At 69.3% G+C, this 24,837-nt stretch carries 17 protein-coding genes; 9 read left to right on the forward strand and 8 right to left on the reverse strand.

All coding sequences use genetic code 11. From position 1 onward, the window contains the following. The first annotated feature begins 38 nt into the window (after window positions 1-38). Window positions 39-3,821, forward strand: a complete 3,783-nt coding sequence (locus tag AC1RL8_RS02200) for a pilus assembly protein (protein WP_492685694.1) — start codon at window positions 39-41, stop codon at window positions 3,819-3,821. Window positions 3,822-3,848: 27 nt separating this feature from the next. Here AC1RL8_RS02200 and AC1RL8_RS02205 read toward each other — a convergent pair whose 3' ends face one another. Both AC1RL8_RS02205 and AC1RL8_RS02210 read right to left on the reverse strand, forming a co-directional pair. Then, window positions 3,849-6,905, reverse strand: a complete 3,057-nt coding sequence (locus AC1RL8_RS02205) for an FAD-binding and (Fe-S)-binding domain-containing protein (protein ID WP_492685695.1) — start codon at window positions 6,903-6,905, stop codon at window positions 3,849-3,851. A gap of 9 nt (window positions 6,906-6,914) precedes the next feature. Then, complete coding sequence (locus tag AC1RL8_RS02210) at window positions 6,915-7,622, reverse strand: GntR family transcriptional regulator (RefSeq protein ID WP_095948543.1); 708 nt, start codon at window positions 7,620-7,622, stop codon at window positions 6,915-6,917. A 121-nt stretch (window positions 7,623-7,743) separates the two neighbouring features. On the opposite strand from AC1RL8_RS02210, the gene AC1RL8_RS02215 reads away from it, so the two are divergent. From AC1RL8_RS02215 to AC1RL8_RS02225, 3 genes are all read left to right on the forward strand, one after another. Beyond that, window positions 7,744-8,988, forward strand: a complete 1,245-nt coding sequence (locus AC1RL8_RS02215; RefSeq protein ID WP_307638170.1) for a pyridoxal-phosphate-dependent aminotransferase family protein — start codon at window positions 7,744-7,746, stop codon at window positions 8,986-8,988. A 132-nt stretch (window positions 8,989-9,120) separates the two neighbouring features. Next, a complete protein-coding gene (locus AC1RL8_RS02220) occupies window positions 9,121-10,098 on the forward strand; it encodes a Bug family tripartite tricarboxylate transporter substrate binding protein (RefSeq protein WP_307693604.1) in 978 nt (325 codons plus the stop codon). 305 nt (window positions 10,099-10,403) lie between these two features. Then, on the forward strand, window positions 10,404-11,168 hold the full coding sequence (locus AC1RL8_RS02225) for a fumarylacetoacetate hydrolase family protein (protein ID WP_492687097.1): 765 nt from the start codon (window positions 10,404-10,406) through the stop codon (window positions 11,166-11,168). Here the strand turns inward: AC1RL8_RS02225 and AC1RL8_RS02230 are convergent. Further along, window positions 11,117-12,079, reverse strand: a complete 963-nt coding sequence (locus AC1RL8_RS02230; protein ID WP_095948546.1) for a LysR family transcriptional regulator — start codon at window positions 12,077-12,079, stop codon at window positions 11,117-11,119. The genes AC1RL8_RS02225 and AC1RL8_RS02230 overlap by 52 nt on opposite strands. A 90-nt stretch (window positions 12,080-12,169) precedes the next feature. Here AC1RL8_RS02230 and AC1RL8_RS02235 point away from each other — a divergent pair, with 90 nt between their 5' ends. Continuing rightward, window positions 12,170-13,366 (forward strand): MFS transporter, encoded by a 1,197-nt coding sequence (locus tag AC1RL8_RS02235; RefSeq protein ID WP_492687098.1) that lies wholly within the window; start codon window positions 12,170-12,172, stop codon window positions 13,364-13,366. On the opposite strand, the gene AC1RL8_RS02240 is transcribed toward AC1RL8_RS02235, so the two are convergent. Beyond that, complete coding sequence (locus AC1RL8_RS02240) at window positions 13,330-14,169, reverse strand: dienelactone hydrolase family protein (RefSeq protein ID WP_492687099.1); 840 nt, start codon at window positions 14,167-14,169, stop codon at window positions 13,330-13,332. The two genes, AC1RL8_RS02235 and AC1RL8_RS02240, sit on opposite strands and share 37 nt — an antisense overlap. A gap of 156 nt (window positions 14,170-14,325) precedes the next feature. Here AC1RL8_RS02240 and AC1RL8_RS02245 point away from each other — a divergent pair, with 156 nt between their 5' ends. Continuing rightward, window positions 14,326-15,306, forward strand: coding sequence for a GlxA family transcriptional regulator (locus AC1RL8_RS02245; RefSeq protein WP_492687100.1), 981 nt, complete (start codon window positions 14,326-14,328; stop codon window positions 15,304-15,306). 132 nt (window positions 15,307-15,438) lie between these two features. Next, entirely contained in the window at window positions 15,439-15,861 is a 423-nt protein-coding gene (locus AC1RL8_RS02250) for a GNAT family N-acetyltransferase (RefSeq protein ID WP_492687101.1), read from the forward strand. Here the strand turns inward: AC1RL8_RS02250 and AC1RL8_RS02255 are convergent, their stop codons facing one another. Next, the gene (locus AC1RL8_RS02255; protein ID WP_492687102.1) at window positions 15,862-16,503 is read right to left on the reverse strand and encodes an ABC transporter ATP-binding protein; all 642 of its coding nucleotides are present in this window, start codon (window positions 16,501-16,503) and stop codon (window positions 15,862-15,864) included. Window positions 16,504-16,586: 83 nt separating this feature from the next. Between AC1RL8_RS02255 and AC1RL8_RS02260 the strand changes: the two genes are divergently transcribed. Further along, the gene (locus AC1RL8_RS02260) at window positions 16,587-21,080 is read left to right on the forward strand and encodes a Mur ligase family protein (protein WP_492687103.1); all 4,494 of its coding nucleotides are present in this window, start codon (window positions 16,587-16,589) and stop codon (window positions 21,078-21,080) included. A gap of 5 nt (window positions 21,081-21,085) precedes the next feature. On the opposite strand, the gene gcvA is transcribed toward AC1RL8_RS02260, so the two are convergent. Then, window positions 21,086-21,997: a transcriptional regulator GcvA gene (gene gcvA, locus AC1RL8_RS02265; RefSeq protein WP_492687104.1), complete on the reverse strand. Its 912-nt coding sequence runs from the start codon at window positions 21,995-21,997 to the stop codon at window positions 21,086-21,088. 134 nt (window positions 21,998-22,131) lie between these two features. Between gcvA and AC1RL8_RS02270 the strand changes: the two genes are divergently transcribed. Next, complete coding sequence (locus AC1RL8_RS02270) at window positions 22,132-22,818, forward strand: FMN-dependent NADH-azoreductase (RefSeq protein WP_159271796.1); 687 nt, start codon at window positions 22,132-22,134, stop codon at window positions 22,816-22,818. A gap of 33 nt (window positions 22,819-22,851) precedes the next feature. Here AC1RL8_RS02270 and AC1RL8_RS02275 read toward each other — a convergent pair whose 3' ends face one another. Together AC1RL8_RS02275 and AC1RL8_RS02280 are read right to left on the reverse strand one after the other, a co-directional pair. Next, entirely contained in the window at window positions 22,852-23,757 is a 906-nt protein-coding gene (locus AC1RL8_RS02275) for an SDR family oxidoreductase (RefSeq protein ID WP_062471360.1), read from the reverse strand. A gap of 109 nt (window positions 23,758-23,866) precedes the next feature. Then, on the reverse strand, window positions 23,867-24,805 hold the full coding sequence (locus AC1RL8_RS02280) for a glutathione S-transferase family protein (RefSeq protein WP_070060664.1): 939 nt from the start codon (window positions 24,803-24,805) through the stop codon (window positions 23,867-23,869). Between the last annotated feature and the right edge of the window lie 32 nt (window positions 24,806-24,837).

Here is a 24,837-nt window from a genome sequence, read left to right on the forward strand (position 1 = left end):
CTTATCAGCGCCCCACTTTCAACCGCAGGGAAAACCGCATGACCGCCACGCGCCCGTTTCTTTTTCCGGCACCCGCCAGGGCCGCACGCACGCTGCAAACCTTCGTCAGTCTCGCTGCCGCGTGGGGCGCGGCGGTTCTTCCCCTTGGCGATGCGCTGGCTGCCACGACGCCGAGCCAGGCCCCGCTGTACAACGCCGTGCCGGGCGCCAAGCCCAATCTGATGTTCGTGCTGGACAACTCCGGGTCGATGGCGGAGGAGGCTCAGGACGGGTATGCGGTCGAAGACAACTGCCCCAAAAGTGGCCGGAATTGCGACGGAAGGTACGGCTGGTATGCCATGCGGTCCAGCGACGTCAACACGCAGTACTACAACCCGGCCATCACCTACACCGCCCGAGTGAATTCGAACGGCACGCCGCAGAGCAATTCGACGTTCTTCGTGGACAACCAGTTGTCAGACAACCGAAGACCGGATCACAACGCCGGTACAACGGCCGGGTCGAGAAAGTTCACCTACGTCCAATGCAAGAACGGTGACTGTTCCAGCGCCGCAAACCGGTCCGAGACCACCATCAGCAATCCGTCCACTTCCGACACCGTCAAGTTGCCCCTCGGCCACAAGCGTACCGACTGCGGGCCGAATGCCGCCCAGTGCACCACGGAGCAGGAACGCCAGAACATCGCGAACTGGTATGAGTGGTACCGCTCCCGCACGCTGGCGGTCAGCACGGCCCTGGGCCTGGCGATGCAAAGCTACGACAACAAGTTCAGGGTGGGCTACGTCCAGTACAACAACAACGGAGACGATGCGCTGGGCATCGTGAGTGGCGTCAACTACTTCAGGGACGAAGCGGCCGCGAACGGAAAGAAGTGGAAGACCAACTTCTACGATTGGATCTACGGCATCAACCCCAAGGGAGGAACACCAAGCCACAACGCCCTGGTGCTCGCGGCCGACTACTACGCCGGCAGCACGACGAAGCCCATCACGTCTGCCCCCCTGAACACCCCCTGGAAGAACGATCCCAACGACCCGAAGAGCGGCGAACTGAGCTGCCGGCGCGCCTACAGCATCGTGCTGTCCGATGGCGCCTGGAACGCGAAAACCGCGCAAGGCATCGACACGCAAAAGACCGCCAGCAGCGCAAGCATCAATTTCGACGGCAAGCCGTCGGCAAGTGCCACTGCATTCAGCTACGACCCGAAGGGTGCGCCCGGCTACGACAGCACGGATGCGCTGAAGAAGCTGAACGCCAGAAACACGTACATCCCCTACGGCGACGGCGGCACCAGCAGCAACGGGTTCGCCGACCTCACGGCCCGCTACTTCTGGCATACGGATTTCTCCAAGACGCTCCCCAACGACGTTCCCCCGATGGGCGGCCAGCACAACCCCACGTTCTGGCAGAACATGACCACCTTCACCATCGGCTGGGGCCTGACGCCTTCGGGCGACGCAGGCAGGACCGGCGGGCTGACCTGGGCGCAGATCGAGAGCTACAACAACGATTGGCTCGCCGGCAACGCGGCGAAAAAACCCAACTGGCCCACCAGCGACCTGAACGATGGCGACAAGACGAGCGATGCACAGCGCGTGGACGATTTCATCCACGCCGGCTTCACCGGTGGCGGCCGTGCCTACAGCGTGTACTCGGGCGACGACGTGCGCCGGGCGCTCGACAACGCACTGAGCAGCATGGTCGGGTCCGGCAACGACGCCGGCGTGGCCGTGTCGGGCAACAGCAACGAGTTCCAGACGCTGCAAGGCCAGTACAAGTACACGACCGAATACCAGACCGCGGACAACAGCGGCGACATCAAGGCCTTCGAACTGAATGCCGACGGCGACTACAACGCGGTCGACAAAGCAGGCAAGCCGATCCCGGCCTGGTCCGCCAATGCCAGGATGCCGGCCGTGGACAAGCGCACGATCCTTGCCTTGTCGAACTACGACCCCAACGCCCCCGGGAACGCCCAGCGCACGGCGCTCACCTACGGCACCCGGCTGAGCGACCTGCCGAGCGATCTCCAGGCCCTGCTGAACGCCGACAAGCAGCAGGCCACCGACACGCGCTTTGTCCGCTACCTGCTGGGCGAGGACCCGCAGAAGGATGTCGGCGGCACGGTCTACCGGCTGCGCAGGCAGCCCATCGGCGCCTCGGTCAACTCGCCGCCGGTGTTCGTGGGGGGACGCTTCGACATGGGCTACGGCGCCTTCGGCTCCGTCGACGGCAAGGACACCTACGCCGACTACAAGGCGCTCAAGACCACGCGCCCTCCCACCATCTTCGCGGCCACCAACAACGGCAAGGTCCATGTGCTGAACGCCGGCAGGAGCGACGCCGCAGGCAGCGAGCTGGCCGCGTTCATGCCCAAGGGCGCCATGGCCTCGCAGATCGACCTCGCCGGCGCGAACTTCCGCTTTCGCTACACGCTCGACGGCCCGCTGGTCGAGCAGGATGTGTACGACAGGAACGGCCAGACCCCGGCCGGCGAAAGGAACACCTGGCGCCAGCTGGTGCTGGGCACGGGCGGACGCGCGGGCCCTTTCATGTACGGACTGGAATCGCCGTTGAACAACGCCGACCGGACCCCGGGCAAGGAACACTTCCTCTGGGAAGTGAACAACAAGCACAAGGACTATCCCCACCTGGGGCATGTGACCAACAACCCCGCCGCGGGCCAGCTGGACGACGGCACCTGGGTCATGCTGACCGGCAACGGCCACTACCCCGAAACGCAGAAGGTCGGGCTGTACGTGGTGGAGGCGCTCACCGGCAAGCTCAAGCAGTTCATTCAACTCCCCACGGGCTATGGCGGCGAGGTCAGCGGCGGCAACCGCGGCCTTGGCGGCGTGGTCGCGGTGCGGGACAGCACCCGCCGCATCGTGGCGGCCTACGCCGGCGACGCCAATGGCAACCTGTGGCGCTTCGACCTGCGAAGTGCGAAGCTCGCGGCCTCGGTTCCCAGGCGGCTTTTCACCACGCCGTCGGGCAGGAAGCAGCCCATCTATGCCGCACCGACCTGGCAGGTCCACCCGGGCGATGGGAGCACGTGCACCTACAGCGCCACCTCGCAGTGCGGCGCCATCGTGGTGATCGGCACGGGCATCCTGCTCGACGAGGACGACCTGGCGATGCCGGCCACGAAGCAGGCCCTCTACGGCATCTGGGACCAGACCCCGATCGGAGGCGACGACAAGGCCGGCGCCGTCGCGCTCAGCACCTCGAACCTCGTGACGCAAACCATCATTCCTGTGGCGAAGACCGGCGCCGGCATCGAGGAGGGAAAGGACTTCTACCAGCTCAGCACGAATGCCGTCGATTGGAAAACCAAGAAGGGATGGCAACTGAACCTCGGCACCATCACCCACCCCGGCGCAATGGCCAACGGCGAGCGCGTGGTCGGCGACCTCGCCAACCTGGGCAGCAGCGTGATCGTCTCGTCCTTCCTGCCGGAGGACAAGAAACAGGGCATCGAGTCCTGCACGGCCACGGGCAGCCTGCCCAACATCATCTACGTGCTCGACGCCCTCACCGGCAAGAACAAGAACTCCTTCGACGTGGATGGCAACGGCAGCTTCGACGCGTATTCAGTCGTCTCGATCCCCACCGGCGGCTTCACGCGCGGCAACGTGAACTCGCGCAACATGGTCGGCCAGCCCAACGAAGGCCAGCCGGACGGCAAGCCCAGGAGCAACTGCACCAACGAAACCGGCTTTCTCACCGGTGTGGGCGGCACGCAGAAAGCCGGTGACGGCTGCCCGGACTCCCGCACCTGGCGCCGCAGCTGGCGCCAGGTGGTCTCGCCACCCTTCTGAGTTCCGAAAGAGAAAACCGCAGCCGCCTCAGAGCATCATGTGCCGCGCCAGCAGCACCGCCACATGCACCGCTTCGCGCTGCGCGCCGTCGCCGATCTGGTGCCTGCAGCTCGTGCCGTCCGCCACCACGATCGCATCGGGCCGGGCGCGGATGGCGGGCAGCAGGCTCGCCTCGGCCATCTGCATCGACACCTCGAAGTGGCTGGCCTCGTAGCCGAAGCTGCCGGCCATGCCGCAGCATGAACTCTCGATGAGTTCGGGCTCGGCGCCGGGAATGAGCTTCAGCACGTCCATGATCGGGCTCACCGCGCCGAAGGCCTTCTGGTGGCAGTGGCCGTGCAGCAGGATCGGCGCGGTGGCCGGCTTCAGCGCGAGTTCGAAGCGGCCGGCCTTGCGTTCGCGGGCGATGAATTCTTCGAACAGCAGCGCCTGCTTCGCGACGGCCTGCGCCTTGTCGCCGAAGCCCATCACCAGCGTTTCGTCGCGCAGCGTGAGCAGGCACGAGGGCTCGAGACCGACGATGGGAACGCCGGCCTGCGCCAGTGGCAGCAATGCATCGATCAGCGCTCCGGCGCGCACCTTGGCTTCGTCCACCATGCCGCTGGCCAGGAAGGTCCGGCCGCAGCAGTGGTGCCCGCCGCCCTTCTCCACCGTGTGCAACGCATAGCCCGCGGCGTGCAGCACGCGCGCCGCCGCAAAGACGTTCTCGCTTTCGAAGGTGCCGTTGAAGGTGTCGACGAACAGCACCGCGACCTTCTCGCCACGCGCTGCAGCGGCCAGCACCGAGGCCTGATCGGAAAACAGGCCGGCCGCCACCGCGTCCTTCGCACGCCAGAAGGTGTCGGCGCGCCATTCGGGCAGCGAGCGCTTCGCTGAAAAGCCCAGCATCTTCTCGCCCAGCCATGCCGCGCCCGGCACGCGGTTGCGCAGGTTCAGCAGCCACGGCATGCGGCTGGCGCGGTGCGCGTAGTCGGGCATGTAGGCGACCAGCTTGTCCTTCAGCGTGTGGCCGTGGCGCTTCTTGTAGTGGTCGAGAAACTCGACCTTCATCTTCGCCATGTCCACGCCCGTCGGACAGTCGCGCTTGCAGCCCTTGCAACCCACGCACAGGTCCATGGTCTCGTGCATGGCCTCGCTGGTGAAGGCGTCGGCGCCGAGCTGGCCCGACAGCGCCAGGCGCAGCGTGTTGGCGCGCCCGCGCGTCAGGTGCTGCTCGTCGCGCGTCACGCGGTAGCTGGGGCACATGGTGCCGGCATCGAACTTGCGGCAGTGGCCGTTGTTGTTGCACATCTCCACGGCCTTGGCCAGGCCGCCGGTGCTGTCGCCGCCCGTGCCCGGCGCGGTGGTCACCTCGGTCACCGGGTCGGCGTTGACGTTCCAGCCCGACCAGTCGAGCACGGGCTTCAAGTCGATGCGGCGGTACGGCTTGGGCGCCGTGGGCGGCGCGAAGCGGAACAGCGCGCCGTCGTCCATGCGCGGCGGGTCGATGATCTTGCCGGGGTTGAACAGGCCGATCGGATCGAGCTGCTGCTTGATCGCGCGAAAGGCCTCGTTGATCGCCGGGCCGAACTGCCACTCGATCCATTCGCCGCGACACAGGCCGTCGCCGTGCTCGCCGCTGAAGGCGCCCTTGTACTTGCGCACCAGCGCACTGGCCTCTTCCGCGATGGCGCGCATCTTGGCCGCGCCGTCGGCGCGCATGTCGAGAATGGGTCGCACGTGCAGCGTACCCACCGAGGCATGCGCGTACCAGGTGCCACGGCTGCCGTATTTCGCGAACACCTCGGTCAGCGCGTCGGTGTATTCGGCCAGGTGTTCGAGCGGCACCGCGCAGTCCTCGATGAAGCTCACGGGTTTGCCGTCGCCCTTGAGGCTCATCATGATGTTGAGGCCGGCCTTGCGCACTTCCCACAGGTTCTTCTGCCGGCCGTCGTCGGGCATCTCGACCACGCTGCCGGGCAGGCCCAGGTCGCCCATCAGCTCGACCAGCTGCTTCAGCTGCGGCAGCAGCGCAGCCTTGTCGGCGCCCGAGAACTCGACCAGCAGGATGGCGGCGGGCTTGCCGATCAGCGCCGTTTCCACGGTCGGCTTGAACGCAGGGTTGGCCAGGCTCAGCTCGATCATCGTACGGTCGACCAGCTCCACCGCCGTCGGCCCGAGCTTCACGATGTGCTGCGCCGCGTCCATGGCCGCATGGAAGGTCGGGAAGTTCACGATGCCCAGCACCTTGGCGCGCGGCAGCGGCGCCAGCTTGAGCTTCAGGCTGCGCGTGTAGGCCAGCGTGCCTTCGGCGCCGATGAGCAGATGCGCGAGGTTCACGCTGCCGTCGGCCGTGTACGGTTTCTCGCTCTGGTTGTCGAAGATGTCGAGGTTGTAGCCCGCCACGCGGCGCATCACCTTGGGCCAGTGCTGCGCCATGGCGTCGCGGTGCTCTTGCGCCAGCCCGTGCACGAACTGCGCGATGCCCGCCGCGCGTGCACCGAGCGCGCCCACCGGACCAAATTCGACCAGCTCGCCACTCGACAGCCACGCGCTCGCGCCCAGCACGTTGTGCACCATGTTGCCGTAGGCGATGGAACGCGAACCGCAAGAGTTGTTGCCCGCCATGCCGCCCAGCGTGGCCTGCGCACTGGTCGACACGTCGACCGGGTACCACAGCCCGTGCGGCTTGAGCTGCGCGTTCAGGTGGTCGAGCACCAGGCCCGGCTCGACCGTCGCAGTGCCCTCTTCCACGTTCACCTCGAGCACCTTGCGAAAGTGCTTGCTGTTGTCGATCACCAGCGCCGCGCCCGTGGTCTGGCCGCACTGGCTGGTGCCGCCGCCGCGGGCCAGCACCGGCACCTTCAGGTCGCGCGCGATGTCGATGGCGGTGGCGATGTCGCGCTCGTTCGTGGGCACGAAGGCGCCCACCGGCGTGATCTGGTAGATCGACGCGTCGGTGGCGTAGCGCCCGCGCGAGCCGTCGTCGAACAGCACCTCGCCCTGCGTGTCGGTGCGCAGCCGGCGCGCCAGCAGTTCGCAGGTGTCGTTGGGCGGAAGAACGGTTCCGGCTGGCTGCATGTGGCTGGCGGGGTCGATGCGCATGGTGGGATGTCAGCTCGCTTTGTTGGTTGTGCTCTTGGCTTGCGGGTAGATCTGCCCGGCGCGCAGCAGCTCCAGCACGGTGTCGCGCTTGCGCAGCACGTGCGCCGTGAGCACCTTGCGCATGGCCTGCGCGTCGCGCGCGGCCAGCGCCTGCACCATCTGCTCGTGCTCCTCGACCGCGTGCTTCCACTTGGTCTCGTCCTGGTTGGTGCGAAAGCGCAGCGACTGCACGCGCGCGTTGATCGAGCGGTAGGTGTTCGACAGCACCGGGTTCGCCGCCGCGTCGTTGATGGCCGTGTGGATGCGCGCGTTCAGGCGGTAGTAGCCCGACAGGTCGCGCCGCGCGAAGCAGGCCATCATTTCGTAGTGCAGCGCACGCACCTCGGCCAGTTCCTCGTCGGTGATGCGCTTGGCCGCCAGCTCGCCCGACATGCCCTCGAGCATCGCCAGCACCTCGAAGGTGTTGAGCACGTCGGCCTCGGTGAGCTTCACCGCCACCGCGCCGCGGTTGGGCAGCAGGTCGACCAGACCTTCGGCCGCCAGCAACTTGATGGCCTCGCGCAGCGGCGTGCGCGACACGTTCAGCTGCAGGCACAGCTCGCGTTCGTTGAGCTTGGCGCCGGGCGCGATGCGCCCCTCCACCAGCATGGTGCGCAGGCGCGACGCCACCTGGTCATGCAAGGCCAGCCTGGAGATTTCGATGATTTCAGCGGTCATATGGGGTTCCCTTGTCTGCATTTTGAATGCAAAAAATAGCCGATACAACCTGGGTTGATAGGTGTAAACCAGCATACATAAATGCATTTTGAATGCAAAACTGAGCACACAAGGAGAGCCCATGCTGCAACTCGACATCCACCCCACCGGCCGTCACTTCCTCCAGATTCCCGGCCCCAGCCCGGTCCCCGACCGCATCCTGCGGGCCATGAGCCTGCCCACCATCGACCACCGCGGGCCCGAGTTCGGCACGCTGGGCCTGAAGGTGCTCGGCGGCATCAAGGAGATCTTCAAGACGAAGCACCCGGTCGCGATCTACCCGGCCTCCGGCACCGGCGCCTGGGAAGCCGCGCTCGCCAACACGCTCAGCCCCGGCGACCACGTGCTCATGTACGAGACCGGCCACTTCGCGTCGCTGTGGCAGAAGATGGCCACGCGCCTGGGCCTGTCGACCGAGTTCCTGGCCTACACCGGCACCGACGCCCACCTTCCGAACGCCCCCAGCTGGCGCCGCGGCGTGCAGGCCGAGCTCATCGAGGCGCGCCTGCGCAAGGACACCGAGAAGAAGATCAAGGCCGTGTGCGTGGTGCACAACGAAACCTCGACCGGCGTCACCTCCGACATCGCCTCTGTGCGCAAGGCCATCGACGCGGCGGGCCACCCTGCGCTGCTCATGGTCGACAGCATCTCGGGCCTGGCCAGCGCCGACTACCGCCATGACGAATGGGGTGTCGACGTGTGCGTGAGCGGCTCGCAGAAGGGCCTGATGCTGCCGCCCGGCATCAGCTTCAACGCCCTCTCGCCGCGTGCCCTCGAAACCGCGAAACACGCCAAGCTGCCCAAGGCCTTCTGGGCCTGGGACGAGATCGTCGAGATGAACAAGGACGGCTACTGGCCCTACACGCCCAATACCAATCTGCTGTACGGCCTCTCGGAATCGCTGGACATGATCCTGGGCGAAGGCCTGGACAACGTGTTCGCGCGCCACCAACGCTGGGCCGCCGGCGTGCGCGCCGCGGTCAACACCTGGGGCCTGCCGATCCAGTGCGCCGACCCGTCCGTGTACTCGCCCGTGCTCACCGGCGTGATCACGCCCGAGGGCGTCGATGCCGACGCCGTGCGCCGCCTCATCCACCAGCGCTTCGACCTCTCGCTGGGCACGGGCCTGGGCAAGCTCAAGGGCCGCATGTTCCGCATGGGCCATCTGGGCGACAGCAACGACCTCACGCTCGTGGCCATGGTCGCGGGTGTCGAGATGGGCATGAAGCTCAGCGGCATCAAGCTGGCGGGCAGCGGCGTGCAGGCGGCCATGGACTACTTCGCGAGCCACCAGGCCGCACCGGTCGGCCTGCAAAAAGCAGCCTGAACCCGGCGCACGCAACCCACACGGGCCGCAGCGCATCGCTCGAACGATGCGGCGGCCCACCACCACCCTGCCGGGCCCGCGCAAGCGGCTCCCGGCACGCATCGGATTCCCCAACCGACGGAGACAAAGAAGATGCAAAGACGTTCCCTGATCCAGGCCGCCGCCGGCGCGGCCGCCACGCTGGGCGTGCCCCGGCTGTTCGCGCAGGAGTGGCCCACGGGCCCCGTGCGCATCGTGGTGGGCTTTCCACCGGGCGGCGGCACCGACGCGCTCGCGCGCGTGGTCGCGCAGAAGCTCACGACCATGTGGGGCCAGCAGGTCATCGTCGAGAACAAGGCCGGCGTCGCCGGCGTGCTCGCGGCCGACTACGTGGCGCAGCAGCCCAGCGACGGCAGCACCCTGCTCATGGCCCACATCAACAGCCACGCGCTCGCCCCCAGCCTGCAGCCCAAGCTGCGCTACCACGTGGAGCGCGACTTCGTGCCGATCGTGCTCGTGGGCGTCACGCCCAACCTGCTCATCGCCAACCCGGGCCAGAAGGCCCTCAGCGTGAAAGACATCGTCGCCGCCTGCAAGGCCGCGCCCGGCACCGTGAGCTTCGGCTCGGCCGGCGCGGGCTCGGCGCAGCACCTGGCGCTGGAGATGTTCAAGCTGCAGGGCGGCGTCGATGCGTTGCACGTGCCGTACAAGGGCAGCGGCCCGCTGCTGGCCGACCTGATGGGCGGGCAGATCCAGTACAGCTTCGAGACCATGACCGCCGCCACCCCGCACGTGAAGAACGGCCGCGTGCTGGCCGTGGCGCAGACGCGCACCAAGCGGGCCAAGGGCCATCCGAACGTGCCGACGATGCAGGAGCAAGGCTTCGCAGGTTTCGAAGCGACCACCTGGTACGGCCTGGCCGGCCCCGGCAAGCTGCCCCCGGCCATCGCGCAGAAAGTGAACCGCGACGTCAACACCGTGCTCGCGATGCCCGATGTGCAGGAACGGCTCGACACCTACGGCGCGGAAGACGGCGGCGGTTCGCAGGACAAGTTCAAGCAGTTCATCAGCACCGAGATCGCCAAGTGGGCGAAAGTCGTCAAGGACGGCAAGGTGCAGGTCGAGACTTGACGGTCGTTGTTCAGGGCGACGCTCCCGCCGACGGGGCACCTTGCTCCGCGAATGTCCCCCGGGGCTTCGCCCCTCCTCCTTGATTTCGCTGCGCAAGGCACCCCATCGGCGTGAGCGAGTTCAGAGCGGTTGTTGATCGGCCGCACACCAGCAGCGCGTCCATGTGCCCAGGACACTGGGTGCTTCCCGCAGCGAAATCAAGGAGGAGGCCGCAGGCCGGGGGACATTCGCGGAGGGAAGTACCCGGTGGCCTGGGCACGCGCCCTGAACAAACGAACCCAAGAGAAACTGAGAAGATCCCAAAAATGACGCCCGACCAAAAAGCCCTCACCGAAGCCCTCATCGCCGCACGCCAGGCCAACCGCACGCTCGACGCCACGCCCTGGACTGACGCCCTGCCAGACGCAACGCAAGCCTACGAAGTGCAAGACGCCGTAGCCGCAGCCCTCGGCTGGTTCAACGGCGTCCCGAAGACCTGGAAGTCCGGCGGCAGCTCCCGCAGCGCCACGCTCACACACGCCCCGCTGCCCCCATCCGGCGTGCGCCAGAGTCCCGCCAACTTCAGCGACCTCACATTCCACACCCCCGGCATCGAAGCAGAGATTGCACTAAGGCTCAGCCAGGACGTCACACCCGCCCAAGCCGCCGCGCTCGACCACGACAACTCGGCAGCCCTCATCGACGCCATGGCCGTCTCCGTCGAAATCGTCGATGCGCGTTGGCAAGACCTCGCAGCCACGCCCGCCCTGCTGCGCCTGGCCGACTCGCAGGTCCACGGCGCACTCGTGCTCGGCGACTGGCAACCGTACGCCGCCGTCGACTGGGCCTCGCAGCGCTGCGAAACGAAGATCGGCGACGCAGAAACGGTGGTGCGCGAAGGCACGCATCCGCTGGCCGACCCGGCCTGGCTGCTGCCGATCTGGCTGCGCCACCTCACGCGCCACGGCCAGACCGTGCCCGCCGGCACGGTCGTCACCACCGGCTCGTGGGTCGGCGTGCTGCCCTGCCGCCGCGGCGATCAGGTGACGGCAGAGTTCCCCGGCATCGGCGCCGTGCGCTTGAGCGTGTAACGCCCGCCGCCCACGCCCGAACACGCCACCAGGAAGTCGAGCACCGCCCGCACCCGCGCGGGCAGCGTGCCGGCCTTGCCGATGTACACCGCGTGGATCGGCTCGATCTCGCCCGGGTTGAACTCCTCGAGCAGCGGCACCAGCCGGCCGGCATCGATGTCGTGCTGGATGTGATACAGCGACAAGCGCGCCACGCCCGCCCCCGCAATCGCCAGCTGCCGCAGCGTCTCGCCGTCGCCCGCGCGCACCGGCCCTGCCACCGGCAACATCACCATGCGGCCATCGACACGCAACGGCCAGTCGGGCGTGTTGCGCCGGTAGCTCCAGCCCAGCCGGTTGTGCGCCTCCAGCTCCTGCGGCGTGCGCGGCGTGCCGTACTTCGCCAGGTAGTCCGGCGCGGCCACGATGGCCTGGCTGGTTTCGCCCAGACGCCGCGCCACCAGGTCGGACGACGGCAACTGGCCCCAGCGGATCGCGATGTCGGCGCGCTCGTCCATCAGGTCGACGATGCGGTCGGTCAGCGCAATGTCGAGCGTGATCTGCGGATGCATCTCGAGCAGGCGCGGCACCAGCGGCACCAGCTTGTGGTGCCCGAAAGACACGCTGGCGTTGATGCTCACCCGCCCGCGCGGCGCCGCACCGGCTGCGGCACAACGCTCGGCCTCGTCCATGTCGGCCAGCACGCGCGTGCTGCGCTCGTAGAAATGCAGCCCCTCGGGCGTGAGCTGCAGCTTGCGCGTGGAGCGGTGCACCAGCTGGATGCCCAGGCGCAACTCGAGCCGCGCCACCAGCTTGCTGACGGCCGAGGGCGTCATGTCCAGCAGCCGCGCCGCCGCCGAGAAACCGCCCGCCTCCACCACCTGCACGAAAGCCTCCATTTCACCGGAGCGGTTGACGTCGATGCGCGGCATGGCCTTCCTTTGCTGTGACTTGAATTCACAAGTGCATGTACTGGCGGCATTCTAGTCATCGAGGTCGATCGTCCGCACAGTACAGGCATCATGCCCATCGCTCTTCTTGCCCTCACCGCCGGTGCCTTCGGAATAGGCACCACCGAATTCGTCATCATGGGCCTGCTCCTGCAGGTGTCGACGGACCTTCACGTCTCCATCACGGCCGCCGGCCTGCTGATCTCGGGCTACGCGCTCGGCGTCGCGGTCGGCGCGCCCGTGCTCACCATCGCCACCCGCAAGCTACCGCGCAAGACCGTGCTGCTCGCGCTGATGGCGATCTTCACGCTCGGCAACCTCGCCTGTGCGCTCGCGCCCAACTACGAAATGCTGATGGCCGCGCGCGTCATCACCTCGCTGGCGCACGGCACCTTCTTCGGCGTCGGCTCGGTGGTCGCCACCGGCCTCGTGGCGCCCGAGCGCCGCGCCTCGGCCATCGCGATCATGTTCACCGGCCTCACCGCCGCCACGCTGCTGGGCGTGCCGGCCGGCGCATGGCTGGGCCTACAGCTGGGCTGGCGCTCGACCTTCTGGGCCGTGACGCTGATCGGCGTGCTGGCCTTCGTGGTGCTCGCGGCCTTCGTGCCCCGCATGAAGGGCGAGGCCAAGCCGGCACCGCTGCGCGAAGAGCTGGCCGTGCTCGCCCGCCCGCAGGTGCTGCTGGGCCTGGCGATGACGGTGCTCGGCTTTGCCGGCGTGTTCGTGGTCTACACCTACATCCAGCCGCTGCTGACGCAGGTCACCGGCCTGTCGGAATCGGCCGTGTCGCCGATCCTGCTGGTGTTCGGCGGCGGCCTGGCCGTCGGCAACATCCTGGGCGGCAAGCTGGCCGACCGCGCGCCGATGGCCGCCGTGCTCGGCACGCTGGTGGCGCTGGCCGTGGTGCTCGGCGCGATGCAGTTCACCATCGGCACGCCGTTCACCGCCGTGGTCTTCGTCGGCCTGCTCGGCGTGGCCTCGTTCGCCACCGTGGCGCCGATGCAGCTGCGCGTGCTCGAGAAGGCCTCGGGCGCGGGCCAGAACCTCGCCTCGAGCCTGAACATCGCGGCCTTCAACCTCGGCAACGCGCTCGGCGCCTGGGTCGGCGGCGTGACCATCGACCACGGCCCGGGGCTGCGTGCCCTGGGCTGGGTGGCCGCGCTGCTCACGCTCGTGGGCCTGGCGATCGCGCTGTGGAGCCGCGCGCTCGACCGTCGCGCACAGAAGACCGGTCAGCTGCCGGCCGACGGCGCCTCGGCACGAGCCTGATCCTGCACCCCGAGGCGGCGCGCGAAGAACGAAAGGATCTCGTCGCGCGCTGCAATCGTCGGCTGGCCGGCCTCGTCGATCAGGTGTGCCGTCACCACGCTGTGCGGGCTCGCGACCACCTGCGAGAAGAACGACGGCAGGTCGCGCGTGTTGGCCGCGCTGTCGGGCAGCACGCGGGCCACGAAGCGGTCGCCCAGTGCGTCGGCATAGGCCGCGAAACGCTGGGCCCGGCAGAAGCGGTCGCCCTCGAAGCGGTAGGCCATCACGGTCAGGTCGTCGCGCTCCAGGCGCTGGCGCACCTGTGCGATCTCTTCCTTCGAGATCTCGATGCCACCGGGGTTGTCCAGCGGCAGCGACGGCTGCGACAGCACGGGCGCCAGCACGGCAGGCTCCAGCATCATGGTGAGCGCGAAGTTGCCGGTGAAGCACATGCCGATCGCGCCCACGCCCGGCCCGCCGCACTCCGCATGCGCCAGCCGCGCGAGCGCGCGCAGCCATTGCGTCACCGGGCTCGAGGCGTTGCCCGCGAAGGCGCGGAACTCGGCGCTCACGCAGGCGCGCTGGAACACGGCCTTGCCCTCCTCCGCATCCGGCACCGCGCCGTCGCGCCCGAACATCGAGGGCATGTAGACCGTGAAGCCGGCGTCGCGCACCCAGCGGGCGAAACGCGCCACGTGCGGGCTGATGCCGGGCATCTCGGTCATCACGATCACGGCCGGGCCGGTGCCGGCCACGTAGACCGCCTTGGTGGCGCCGTCGAGCGTGATCTCGCGGCGGGCGAAGTCGTCGAGCGGGTCGGTCATGGCAAGGCCTCCCGGGCGTACAGGTGGGCGCCGTGAGGAGCAAGGGCAAGGATGTAGGACACGAAGGCACTTTCGGTGTTGCGACGATGCCCATTGCACCCGAGCACGCACTAGACTGCCAGTGTCCATTCAGACGCCTATCGGGCGTTTTCTGCCATGCACGATTTCACCGTCCTCGTCCTTCCCGGCAGCTTCGCCACCAGCACCGCCGTCACGCTCGACGTGCTGGCGGCCGCCGCCACGCTCGCGCCGCGCCACCAGATGCCCCGCCCCACCTGGCGCGTGGTGTCGCCCGATGGCGGCAGCGTGCCGCTGAGCAACGGCCTGCAGATCGACACGCTCGCCATGCCCCGCCGCGCGCGCGCCGACGGCTCGACCTGGATCGTGCCCGGCCTCTGCGTCGACAAGCCGGCCGACCTCGCACTGCGCCTGACCGACGACCACGCCCGCGCAGCCATCGACGCGGTGCGGCGCCATGCCGCGCGCGGCGGCGCGGTCGCGGCCTCGTGCTCGGCCGTGTTCCTGCTGCAGGCAGCCGGCCTGCTGTCGCAGCGCCGCGTCACCACCTCGTGGTGGTTGGCGCCCGAGCTGCGCCGGCTCGAACCGGCCTGCCACGTCGATGCCGACCGCATGGTCTGCGCCGACGGGCCGGTGAGCACCGCGGGCGCGGCCTTTGCGCAGTCGGACCTCATGCTGCACCTGCTGCGCACGCGCTTCGGCCCCGCGCTGGCCGAGGCCGTGAGCAAGGTGCTGCTGATCGACGGCCGCCAGGCGCAGGCCCCGTTCGTCGTGCCCTCGATGCTGTCCAACGGCAACGAGCTGGTCGCGCGCCTCACGCGGCGCATCGAGGCCGCGCTGCCCACGCCGCCCAGCGTGGCCGCGCTGGCCGAAGAGTTCGCGATGTCGCAGCGCACGCTGGCGCGGCGCGTGCGCGCCGCCACCGGCCTGGGGGCGCTGGCACTGGTGCAGAGCGTGCGGCTGAACCGCGCGCGCCTGCTCATCGAGAGCAGCCGCATGACCATCGAGCAGGTCGCGGCGCAGGTCGGCTACGAGGACGCCACGGCGCTGCGGCGGTTGATGCGCAAGTCGGCCGGTGCGCCGCCGAGCCGGTTCCGGTCCGCGCTGCAGGCGGCGTGACGCGCTTGTCGCAGAATGCGCCGCACCATGAACCGTCCGCCTGTCACCCTTCGCCCCGCCACCGCAGCCGACGCGCACACGCTTGCCGCGCTCGCGATCTAGGTCTGGCTCGACACCTACGCCACCGACGGCGTGAACGACGTGCTCGGGCGCTACGTGCTCTCGACCTTCACGCCGGCAGCGTTCGCCGAGTGGTCGGAATCGCCCCATGTCGCGCTGCGCGTGGCGCAGGTCGGCGACCAGCTCGTGGGCTATGCGCTGCTGCAGTTCGGCACCGCACAGCCGCTGGCGCCGGGCTGCGACACCGAGCTGCGCACGCTCTACGTGCAGTCACCTTTCCAGCGCAGCGGCGTCGGGTCGATGCTGCTGCGCGAAGCCCGCAGCGCCGCCCATGCACACACGGGCAGCGACGGCCTGTGGCTCGCGGTGTACGCGAAGAACCCGCGCGCCGTCGCGTTCTACGAAAAGCAGGGGCTGATGGCGATGGGGCTGACGCAATTCATGCTCGGTGGAACGCCGCACGACAACCACGTGATGGCGACACCGGGCCGCTGATCAGCCCAGCGGCAGCTCGATGCACGCGGCCAGCGGCACCTCCGTGACGCGCTCGCTGCTCGCCACGACCACCGCCCGCCCCGGCTGCGCAACGCGCCGTTCGATCGCCTGCCACAGGCCGTGGATCGAACGCGCGTCGAGCGCGCCCACCGGGTCGTCCAGCAGCACCACGGGCCGTCCCGACGCGAGCGCGGCGGCCAGCCCGACCTTGCGGCGCGAGCCGGTCGACAGCATGAACATCTGCTTTTCCAGGTGCGGCACGAGAGAGAAGGCCTCGACGAGGCGCTGCCACTCGGCCTTGTCGAACCCCGCATCGCCCTCGCCCAGCAAGGCCGTGCAGGCCTGGACGCTGAGCGCATCGAAGGCTTCCGACGCCGGCTCGCAGAAGAAGACCTGGCGCCGGTAGGCCGCGGGCTCGGCGTCGAGCGCCACGCCGGCCGCGCGCAGTTGCCCGGCCGACGCGGGCTGCTGCCCCGCGAGCACGCGCAGCAAGGTCGACTTGCCGCTGCCGGTGTCGCCGTACAGCAGCGTGACGCCCTCGCCGATGCTGGCGGACCAGCGGTCGGCCAACGCAGGCTGGTCGAGGTACGCGAAGCGCAGGTTCTGGATCTCGAGGAGAGAGGGAGCTATGGAAAGCCTCATGCGGAATATGTATCTGTAACGCTAGACTGAACGCCATTTGTAACCGCACCCGCCGCGAGTCGGGCAGGACAGGACACAACGCCGTGAGTCTCTCCGATCTTCTGGGCAGCGCCTGGCAGGGCCTGCACTCCGCATCGAACCCCGACGAGACGCCCGCCGCCGAAGGCCTCGAGGACTGTCTCGTCTTCTTCGCCTGGAGCGACGGCACGACGCAGGCACGGGTGCTGTCCGGACGCGGCATGGACCTCGAAGCCGCCTGGGCACAAGGCACGCGGGCGCTCGAGGCGCAGGCCACGGGCGTGCCGCGCGACCTGCGCGTCGACTGGGTCCGCCGCCTGCGTCCGCTGCGCTGGGCCACGTTCAAGGACGGCCTGGACTTCCCTGCCACCGAAGGCCTGGCCTTCGACGCGCGATGCGAGTCCGCCCTGCTCGCCCCGCAGGTCGACAGCCAGCGCCGGCGCCTCCTCAACGCCCCCACCGACGACGACACCACCGTGTGGGCCTTCCAGACCCGCGCGGTGCACGTGGACGCCAGTGGCGTGCACGTCCTCGCCGCCGACGGCCATCGCGAACTGCAGCCCATCGACGTGGCCTTGCTGCGCCGCCTCGTCGCGGCCGGCGCGGACCATCTCGCCGCCCGCGTGCAAGCAGACGGCACGCTCGCACCGAGCACGCCCGATGCCGACGCCCCCCGCGCCGCCGACCACGCCCACGCCGTGCGCGCGCTGCTGGAGGCCTGGGACCCGGCGCAGGCCGAAACCCGGCAGGCCGCGATCCACCGCGCGCTCGCGCGGCTGACGCGCACACTGATCCGGCCGGCCGCGCTGCCCAACGGCACGCACGTCGCCTGCCTCGTGGAGCCCGGCAGCAACGACACCTCGCTGGGCGCCAACGCCGCCTGCATCGGCGCGCTGGTGCGCTACACCGAGCTCAGCCGCGACCGGCGCTACCTGCCGCTGCTCGACCAGCTCGCGCGCACCGTGCTGCACATGCAGGACCCGATCTCCGGCCGCTTCGCCCACACGCTGCACCACCCGTCGATGGCCGAGAAGGCCGAAGCGCCCGGCGATGCGCGCGAGGACGACCAGGCCGTCGTCGCGTTGCTGCGTCTGTACGGCCTCACGGGCAACCGCCGCTGGTTCGGCGCCGTCGAAAAGGCCTTCGAGCATTTCGTCGCCGCCAGCTACGCCAACGCACAAGACCACGCGCTGTGCCGCGCCACCAGCGCGTTCGCGCGCTACCGGCCCGAGCCGCGCCACTTCCAGTTCGGCCTGCAGAACCTCCACGCTTCGCTCGACTTCGCGCTCGCACAGACCACCGCCGTGGCGGCCCTGCCGGCCCAGCTGGCGGCCGGCGCCGAACTGGTCGCGCGGCTCGACGCCAACCCCGCCGAGCAGCCGCTGCTCGACGGGCTCGACCGCGTCGCGCTGCACCGTGCGCTGCTGCACAGCATGCAGCGCCTCGCCGACAGCCACGCCGGGCCCGAGCGCGCGATGTTCTTCGCGCAGCCGGCGGCCGTCGAAGGCAGCTTCTTCGGCGACACGGCGCAGGCGCTTGCCGACGCCATGGCCTGCCTGAAGCTGATGCAGTCGCCGGCCGGCGCGCCGTTGCGCGACGAGGCCCTGGCCGAGGCCGTGCGCACCGCCGCGCGGCAGCCGCTGGTCGACGCGGTGCTCGATGCCGTGCCGCGCGACGTCCGCTTCACCCACCCGCTCACGCTCGGCCCGCTGCGCCTGCTCGGTGCGCGCGTGCGCCCGCGCGAGATGACCGGCCCCGGCCCGCTCACCGTCGAGACCTGGTGGCAGGCCGACGCGCCCGTCGACACCGACTGGCGCCTGGACATCGGCACGCGCCCCGCCACCTGCGTCACCGCGCCGGCCTGGGGCCTGTCGACCGGCCATGCGCCCTGCCAGGGCCGCCATCCCGTCAGCCGGTGGACGCCGGGCAAGGTCTACCGCGACGTCCACGTGCTGCGCCCGCCGCTGGCCACGCGGCTGTACGACGTCGACATGCAGATGGAAGCCGGCCTGATCGGCCCCGGCCAGCGCATCGAGCGCCTGCGCATGCCGCGCTTCTTCGACTTCGTCGTGCAGGAAGGCAAGGCGTCGCCGGCGCCGATGTGGCGCTATCCGCCGGTGCCGCGCTACCGCGTCGTCGCGCCCGCGTCGCTGCCGCCCGACCAGCCGGGCGAGTCGCGCCAGACCTGGAACGCCGCGCAGATCGAAGCCGTGACGGGCGGCACCTGGCATGTGGCCCCGCCGCCGGGCTGGTTCATTCGCTCGCTCACGCGCGGCGAAGGCCACACGCCGCTGGTGCCGCCGCCCACGATGTTCGTCGCCTCCGACTACTGGACCCTCGCGACCCACGAGCGCTTCGGCGACAACGAGAGCGAGCGCAATTGGGACTGGTCGGAGTCGGTCGCGCGCATGCAGCCCACGCTGGCCGGCGCGGTGCTGCGCAAGCCCGTCCCGGGCCTGGCGCCCGACTTCCCGGTGCTGCTGGTCGACGACCCGATCCAGGCGCTGGTCGAGCTGGGCATTGCCGCGCGCGAACGGCTGCAGGGCAAGGTCATCGGCATCACGGGCAGCGCGGGCAAGACCTCGGTGTGCCACATGCTCGACCACGCCTTCGCGCCCACGCACACGCGCTTCGCGACCATCGACAACTACAACTCGCGCGTGGGCATGCTGTCGATGCTGGCCAACACGCCCGCGCAGACCGACCTGGTGATCCTGGAGGTGGCCGTCAGCGCGATCAACGCGGTCGACTACCAGAACATCAAGCGCGTGCGGCCCGACCTGGCCGTGCTCACGAACATCACGGCCTCGCACCTGGGCGAAGGCGAAACCGTGATGGACGTCGCGCGCCGCAAGGCCAACATCTTCGAGGGCATGCAGCCCGGTGCCTGGGCCGTGATCTGCACCGACACCGACCACTTCGACTACCTCGTGGAGCGTGCGCGGGCGCGCGAGCTGCGCGTGCTGACCTACGGCAGCGCCGCATCGGCCGACTTCCGGCTCGACGCGCACGACCCGGCCACCGGCCACGTCCGCGCCCGCCGCCCCCACAGCGACGGCCAGCGCTTCGAATACACGCTCGGCGCCAAGGGCCGCCACATGGCCGTCAACAGCCTCGTGTGCTTCGCCGTGGCGCATGCGCTGTCGCTCGACAGCGGGCGCGTGCCCGAGCAGCTGGCCTCGTTCGCCGCCGTGAAGGGGCGCGGCCAGGAGCTGTCGTTCACGCTCGGCCACAGGCGCTTTCGCGTCATCGACGAGTCGTACAACGCGAACCCGCTGTCGATGACGGCGGCCCTGGCTTCGCTGGCCGACCGGCCCGACGAACAGGGGCGCAAGCTGCTCGTGCTCGGCGACATGAAGGAGCTGGGCGACGACACGCAGCGCCACCACGATGCGCTCGTCGAGCCCATCGTCCAGTGCCATCCGGCGCGCGTGTTCCTGCTGGGCGAGTGCATGGCGCGGCTGCACGACCGCCTCGCCGCCGCCTTGCCGCAGGGTGCGACCGTGCAGGCCTTCGATACGCTGGAGGCGCTGGAGCGCGCGCTGCTCGAACAGGTCGCCACCGACGACACCGTGCTCTTCAAGAGCTCCAACGGCACGGGGCTGTGGCAGATCGTGCGCACCATGACCGAGCGGCAGGAAGAAGAAAAGGAAAAGGAGCAGCAACGACAGGCACGCCTCGCGCGCGAACGCGCGGCCGCGGCGGCTGCTGCTGCAGCAATGCCGAAACCGCCCGTGCTTCCCCCCATGCCCCAGCCGCCCGCCGTCGTGATCCGGCGCACCGGTTCGCCGGCGGAGAGCGCGCAGCCCACGCCGAGCTGGGTGCTGTACGACCTCACGCACGACCGGCTGCTGACGCATCAGCCTTCAGAACACAGCTTTGTGCCCGCCTCGCTGTCGAAGCTGGTCACCGCCGCGCTGGTCGAGCAGAAGCTGCGCGACGACCGGCTCGACCGCCATGCCGAAGCCGTGCAGGTGCCCGTCGACCCCGTGCCCGCGCGCGACGATCCGTCGGCCGCGCTGTATGCGGCCGGTGCGCCGCCGCTGCCCGTGCATCGCCTGCTCGAAGCGGCGCTCGTCGTGTCGTCCAACAAGGCGGCGCTCACGCTGGCGTCGTGGCACAGCGGCGACTTCGACAGCTTCGTCGCGGCGATGAACCGCCAGGCGCAGGCCTGGGGCATGCACGACACGCACTTCGCCTGCCCCGCCGGCCTGGTGCGCACGGCGCGCACCACCGCGGTCGACATGCTCACGATGGCGCGCCACGTGCTGCGCGACTTTCCGTCACTGCTCGAGATGGCCGGCAAGGACCGACTCGACGGCGTGCCCGCCGAAGCCCCGAGCACCAACCTGCTGCTGGGCCGCGTGCCCGGCGTGGACGGCCTGAAGACCGGCTCGCTACCGGGCCTGGGCGCGCACCTGATCGCCACCGCGCAGCGCGACCAGCGCCGGCTGGTGTCGGTCGTGCTCGGCGCGCCGGATCGCCAGACCTGTGCGCGCTTGTCGGCGTTGCTGTTGCAGCGCGGGTTCGAGACGCCGGCGGCGCCTGGTCTGCAGTAGCAGGGTCAGCGCCCGGCGGCGGCTGCGTCCAGCGGCGACAACCCCTTCACCCACTCGAACACCGCCGCCACGTTCGGATCGTCTCGCCGCGCCTGCGGGCACACTAGGTAGAACGGCGAGCCCTGCAGCACCGGCCCGAAGGGCTGAACGAGGTTGCCCGCGCGCAGCTCGTCGGCGATGAGCGCCAGGCCCATCAGCGCCACGCCCTGCCCCTGCAGCGCGGCCGAGACGGTGTGGGTCTCGTCGGAGAACACGGGGCCGGCCGACACGTCCAGGCCGGGCACCTGGGCCACCTGCTGCCATGCGGCCCAGGTGCCCGGCTGGGTCTTGCTGTTCGGCACGGCGAAATGCAGCAACGTGTGCTTCACGAGGTCGGCCGGGCGGCGCAGCTTGAGCGCGGGGCTGCAGGCCGGCGCGAAGACGGTGTCGAACAGCTTCTCGGCCACGAGGCCCGGCCACTGGCCCTTGCCGTAGCGGATGGCGACGTCGGCCGTGAGGCCGTCCAGCGGCACGGCGTCGTGCGAGGCGTGGATGCGCAGGTCGAGCCGGGGGTGCGCCGCGCGCAGCGCCCCCACGCGCGGCAGCAGCCAGCGCGCGGCCACGGCGGGCGTGGTCGACAGCGTGATGGCACTGCGCTCCGGCGGCGCCCGCAGGCGTGCCACGGCCTGGGCCATGGCAGCGAACGAATCGCTCAGCACCGCCTGCAGCTCGCGGCCCTGCGGCGTCAGCACGAGCTGGCGCGGCTGGCGCACGAACAGCGCCACGCCCAGCGACTCTTCGAGCTGGCGCACCTGGTGGCTGATGGCCGTGGGCGTGACCGACAACTCGTTCGCCGCGAGCTTGGCGCTGCAATGGCGCGCGGCGGCCTCGAAGGCGCGCAGCGAGGCCAGCGGAGGCAGGGAATGCAGGAGGGCCATGGCGTGCTGATAGATGAATTGAATTTTCTGCAGCGAGAAAAATTCGTCGTTTGTCCGGCCATGAATGCTTCGATAGATTGGGAACCGTGTCAAGCAGACAGCTGAATTCCCTTCATCCAACCGAGGACCACGCCATGACCACCACCACCCTGCTCCACATCGATGCCAGCCCCCGTTCCGGCCGTTCGGGCGCCGTCGTCCACGGCTCGCATTCGCGTCGCCTGAGCCACCACTTCGTCAGCACCTGGCAGGCGGCCCGCCCGCACGACGAGGTGATCTACCGCGACTTCGGCATCGCGCCGCCGCAGGCGGTCACCGGCGACTGGATCCACAGCGCCTACACGCCCGCCGAAGCGCGCGAGCCCTGGATGCACGAGGTGCTGGCCGAGAGCGACACCTTCATTGCCGAGCTGCGCCGCGCCGACGTGATCGTGATGGGCACGCCCATGTACAACTACAGCGCCCCGGCCACCGTGAAGGCGTGGATCGACAACATCGTGCGCGTCGGCGAGACCTTCGACATGGACCCGAGCCTGGACGACCCCTATGTGCCGCTGCTGGCCGAGCGCCCGCGCCGCACGGTGCTGCTCACCGCGCACGGCAGCAGCGGCTTCGGGCCCGGCGGCATGCAGGCTCATCTGAACTTCCTGGTGCCGGGGGTGAAGGCCGCGTTGGGCCTGGTCGGGCTGCGCGAGGTGCACGACATCGCGGTCGAGCACGCGGAAGACCGGGGCGACCTGTTGGAGCGCTCGATGGCCGAGGCGTTGTCGGGCATCGAGCAACTGGTGCGCGACCTGCAGGCGAAGGTGCAGGCCGGCTGAAGGCGGCCCGCGAGGGACCGCCTCAGGAAGGGATCAGGCGGAACGCAGCTGCTCGCGCAGCTTTTGCCCGATCTCGGGGCGTTCGAGGAATGGGTCGGCCGGGTTGGTGATCGACACGATGTTCTCCATGCGGCTCTTCACGTTGCCCAGCGCCTTCGGGTGGCTGAACACGTAGAACTGGTTGTCGCTGATGGCCTCGAACACCTTGTGCGCCACCTCGGCGGCCGTGATCTTGCCGCTGCTCACCGCCTTGTTGCTCATGGCCTGGCCGATGAGCTGGCTCTTGGTGAGCTCGGTGTCCTTCGGTGCGTTCGGGCGGTTGCGCTCGCTGCTCGTGATGCCGGTGGGCACGAAGTACGGGCACAGCAGGCTGGCGCCGATCTGGTCGGTGACCAGGTTCAGGTCCTGGTACATGGTTTCGGTCAGGCTCACGACGGCGGCCTTGGCCGCGTTGTAGATGCCCATGTTGGGCGGCGTGAGCAGGCCGGCCATGCTGGCAGTGTTGGTGATGTGGCCGCGGTAGCTCGGGTCCTTGGCGGCGGCCTCGAGCATCATGGGCGTGAACAGGCGCACGCCGTGGATCACGCCCCACAGGTCGACGCCCAGCACCCATTCCCAGTCGGCCACGGTGTTTTCCCACACCAGGCCGCCGGCGCCCACGCCGGCGTTGTTGAACACGAAGTGCGGCGCACCGAAGCGCTCCTTGACGGCGGCGGCCAGCGCTTCCATCTGGGCCGCATCCGACACGTCGACCTTGCGCGCCAGCACCTGGACGCCCAAGGCTTCCATTTCTGCCTTGGCCTTGTCGAGTGCGTCCTGCTGCACGTCGACCAGCACGAGGTTCATGCCGCGGGCGGCGCCGATGCGCGCGCATTCGAGGCCGAAGCCCGAGCCTGCGCCGGTGAGTACGGCGGTCTTGCCCTTGAAGTCCTGGATCATTTGCCGGTGTCCTTGTCTCTGACGTTGAAGCGGAAGCCGCTATTGAAATACGGAACGCGCGCCGGCGCAGTCACGAAGGTGCCCCGACCCGCGCCCGCGTCGGGCGTTTTCAGGCCTCTGCTTTCTTCAACACATACCCGATGCGCGGAAAGTGCACATGCACCGTGCCCGTGCGCTCGCTGCTGCGCTCCAGCGTGTAGTGCGTGCGCGTGGCGGCCACCAGCGTGCCCGCCGTCTCTTCGAGGCCGAAGCTCTCGGCGCGGATGGTGACGGCGCTGCCCAGCGCAATGCCGTGGTCGTCCTGGAAGGTGCTGTCGGTCAGCAGCGTGTGCGGCGTGGCGGCCTTGGCGACGGCAATGGCCTCGTCGCTGGAGAACTTCGACGAGGTGCCGTGGCCGATGGCCGCCATGCGGTCCATCCAGTCGAGCACCGCGGGCGTCAGGTCGAGGATGCCCTTCACCGCCTCGATGCGGCGCGTGTACCACAGCGGGTGGTAGGCCGAGAAGTCGGCGATGCATGGCACTTCGCCCAGCAGGAAGGGCTTGTCGTCGAGCATGTCGGACAGGCGGCGCAGGTACGACTTGTAGGCGCCGGTGGCGTCGGCCGGGCGCAGGCGCGTCATGTTGCCGGCGCTCATCTTGCCGCGGTCTTCGCCGAAGGCCTTGATGGCTTCGGGCGGCGCCTTGGCGAACACCTCGGCAGCGCCCTTGGGCTGCAGGCTCCAGGCCATCGCGGCCCAGAACAGCGAGGTGTCGGCCCACTGCGCGAGGATGCGCGACATGCCCTTCTCGGGCTGCGGGTAGAGCGTGGGCTCGGGCTGCAGGTGCTCCAGCACGTCGGCGATGAGCGCGCTGTCGCAGTACATGTCGGCGCCGATCTGCAGGAACGGCGTCTTGCGGTAGCCGCCGGTGAGCACTTCCACATCGGGCTTGGGCATGATCGGCGGAATGAAGACCGACTTCCACGGCAGCTTCTTCGCGCCGAGGATCGTGCGCACCTTTTCCGAGAACGGCGAGGTGGTGTAGTGGTGAAGGATGAGGTCGGCCATGGTGTCTTTCGTGGAGGTGTTCTTGTCGGGGC

This window comes from Variovorax sp. GW822-FHT04E09 (assembly GCF_058800845.1).

What these genes read in the sequence shown, in the direction of transcription:
- gcvA (WP_492687104.1), bottom strand. Translation starts at nt 21,997, where the DNA reads ATGGCCCTCCTGCATTCCCTGCCTCCGCTGGCCTCGCTGCGCGCCTTC.
- AC1RL8_RS02210 (WP_095948543.1), bottom strand. Translation starts at nt 7,622, where the DNA reads ATGACCGCTGAAATCATCGAAATCTCCAGGCTGGCCTTGCATGACCAG.
- AC1RL8_RS02200 (WP_492685694.1), top strand. Translation starts at nt 39, where the DNA reads ATGACCGCCACGCGCCCGTTTCTTTTTCCGGCACCCGCCAGGGCCGCA.
- AC1RL8_RS02215 (WP_307638170.1), top strand. Translation starts at nt 7,744, where the DNA reads ATGCTGCAACTCGACATCCACCCCACCGGCCGTCACTTCCTCCAGATT.
- AC1RL8_RS02220 (WP_307693604.1), top strand. Translation starts at nt 9,121, where the DNA reads ATGCAAAGACGTTCCCTGATCCAGGCCGCCGCCGGCGCGGCCGCCACG.
- AC1RL8_RS02235 (WP_492687098.1), top strand. Translation starts at nt 12,170, where the DNA reads ATGCCCATCGCTCTTCTTGCCCTCACCGCCGGTGCCTTCGGAATAGGC.
- AC1RL8_RS02230 (WP_095948546.1), bottom strand. Translation starts at nt 12,079, where the DNA reads ATGCCGCGCATCGACGTCAACCGCTCCGGTGAAATGGAGGCTTTCGTG.
- AC1RL8_RS02245 (WP_492687100.1), top strand. Translation starts at nt 14,326, where the DNA reads ATGCACGATTTCACCGTCCTCGTCCTTCCCGGCAGCTTCGCCACCAGC.
- AC1RL8_RS02280 (WP_070060664.1), bottom strand. Translation starts at nt 24,805, where the DNA reads ATGGCCGACCTCATCCTTCACCACTACACCACCTCGCCGTTCTCGGAA.
- AC1RL8_RS02255 (WP_492687102.1), bottom strand. Translation starts at nt 16,503, where the DNA reads ATGAGGCTTTCCATAGCTCCCTCTCTCCTCGAGATCCAGAACCTGCGC.
- AC1RL8_RS02205 (WP_492685695.1), bottom strand. Translation starts at nt 6,905, where the DNA reads ATGCGCATCGACCCCGCCAGCCACATGCAGCCAGCCGGAACCGTTCTT.
- AC1RL8_RS02275 (WP_062471360.1), bottom strand. Translation starts at nt 23,757, where the DNA reads ATGATCCAGGACTTCAAGGGCAAGACCGCCGTACTCACCGGCGCAGGC.
- AC1RL8_RS02225 (WP_492687097.1), top strand. Translation starts at nt 10,404, where the DNA reads ATGACGCCCGACCAAAAAGCCCTCACCGAAGCCCTCATCGCCGCACGC.
- AC1RL8_RS02240 (WP_492687099.1), bottom strand. Translation starts at nt 14,169, where the DNA reads ATGACCGACCCGCTCGACGACTTCGCCCGCCGCGAGATCACGCTCGAC.
- AC1RL8_RS02270 (WP_159271796.1), top strand. Translation starts at nt 22,132, where the DNA reads ATGACCACCACCACCCTGCTCCACATCGATGCCAGCCCCCGTTCCGGC.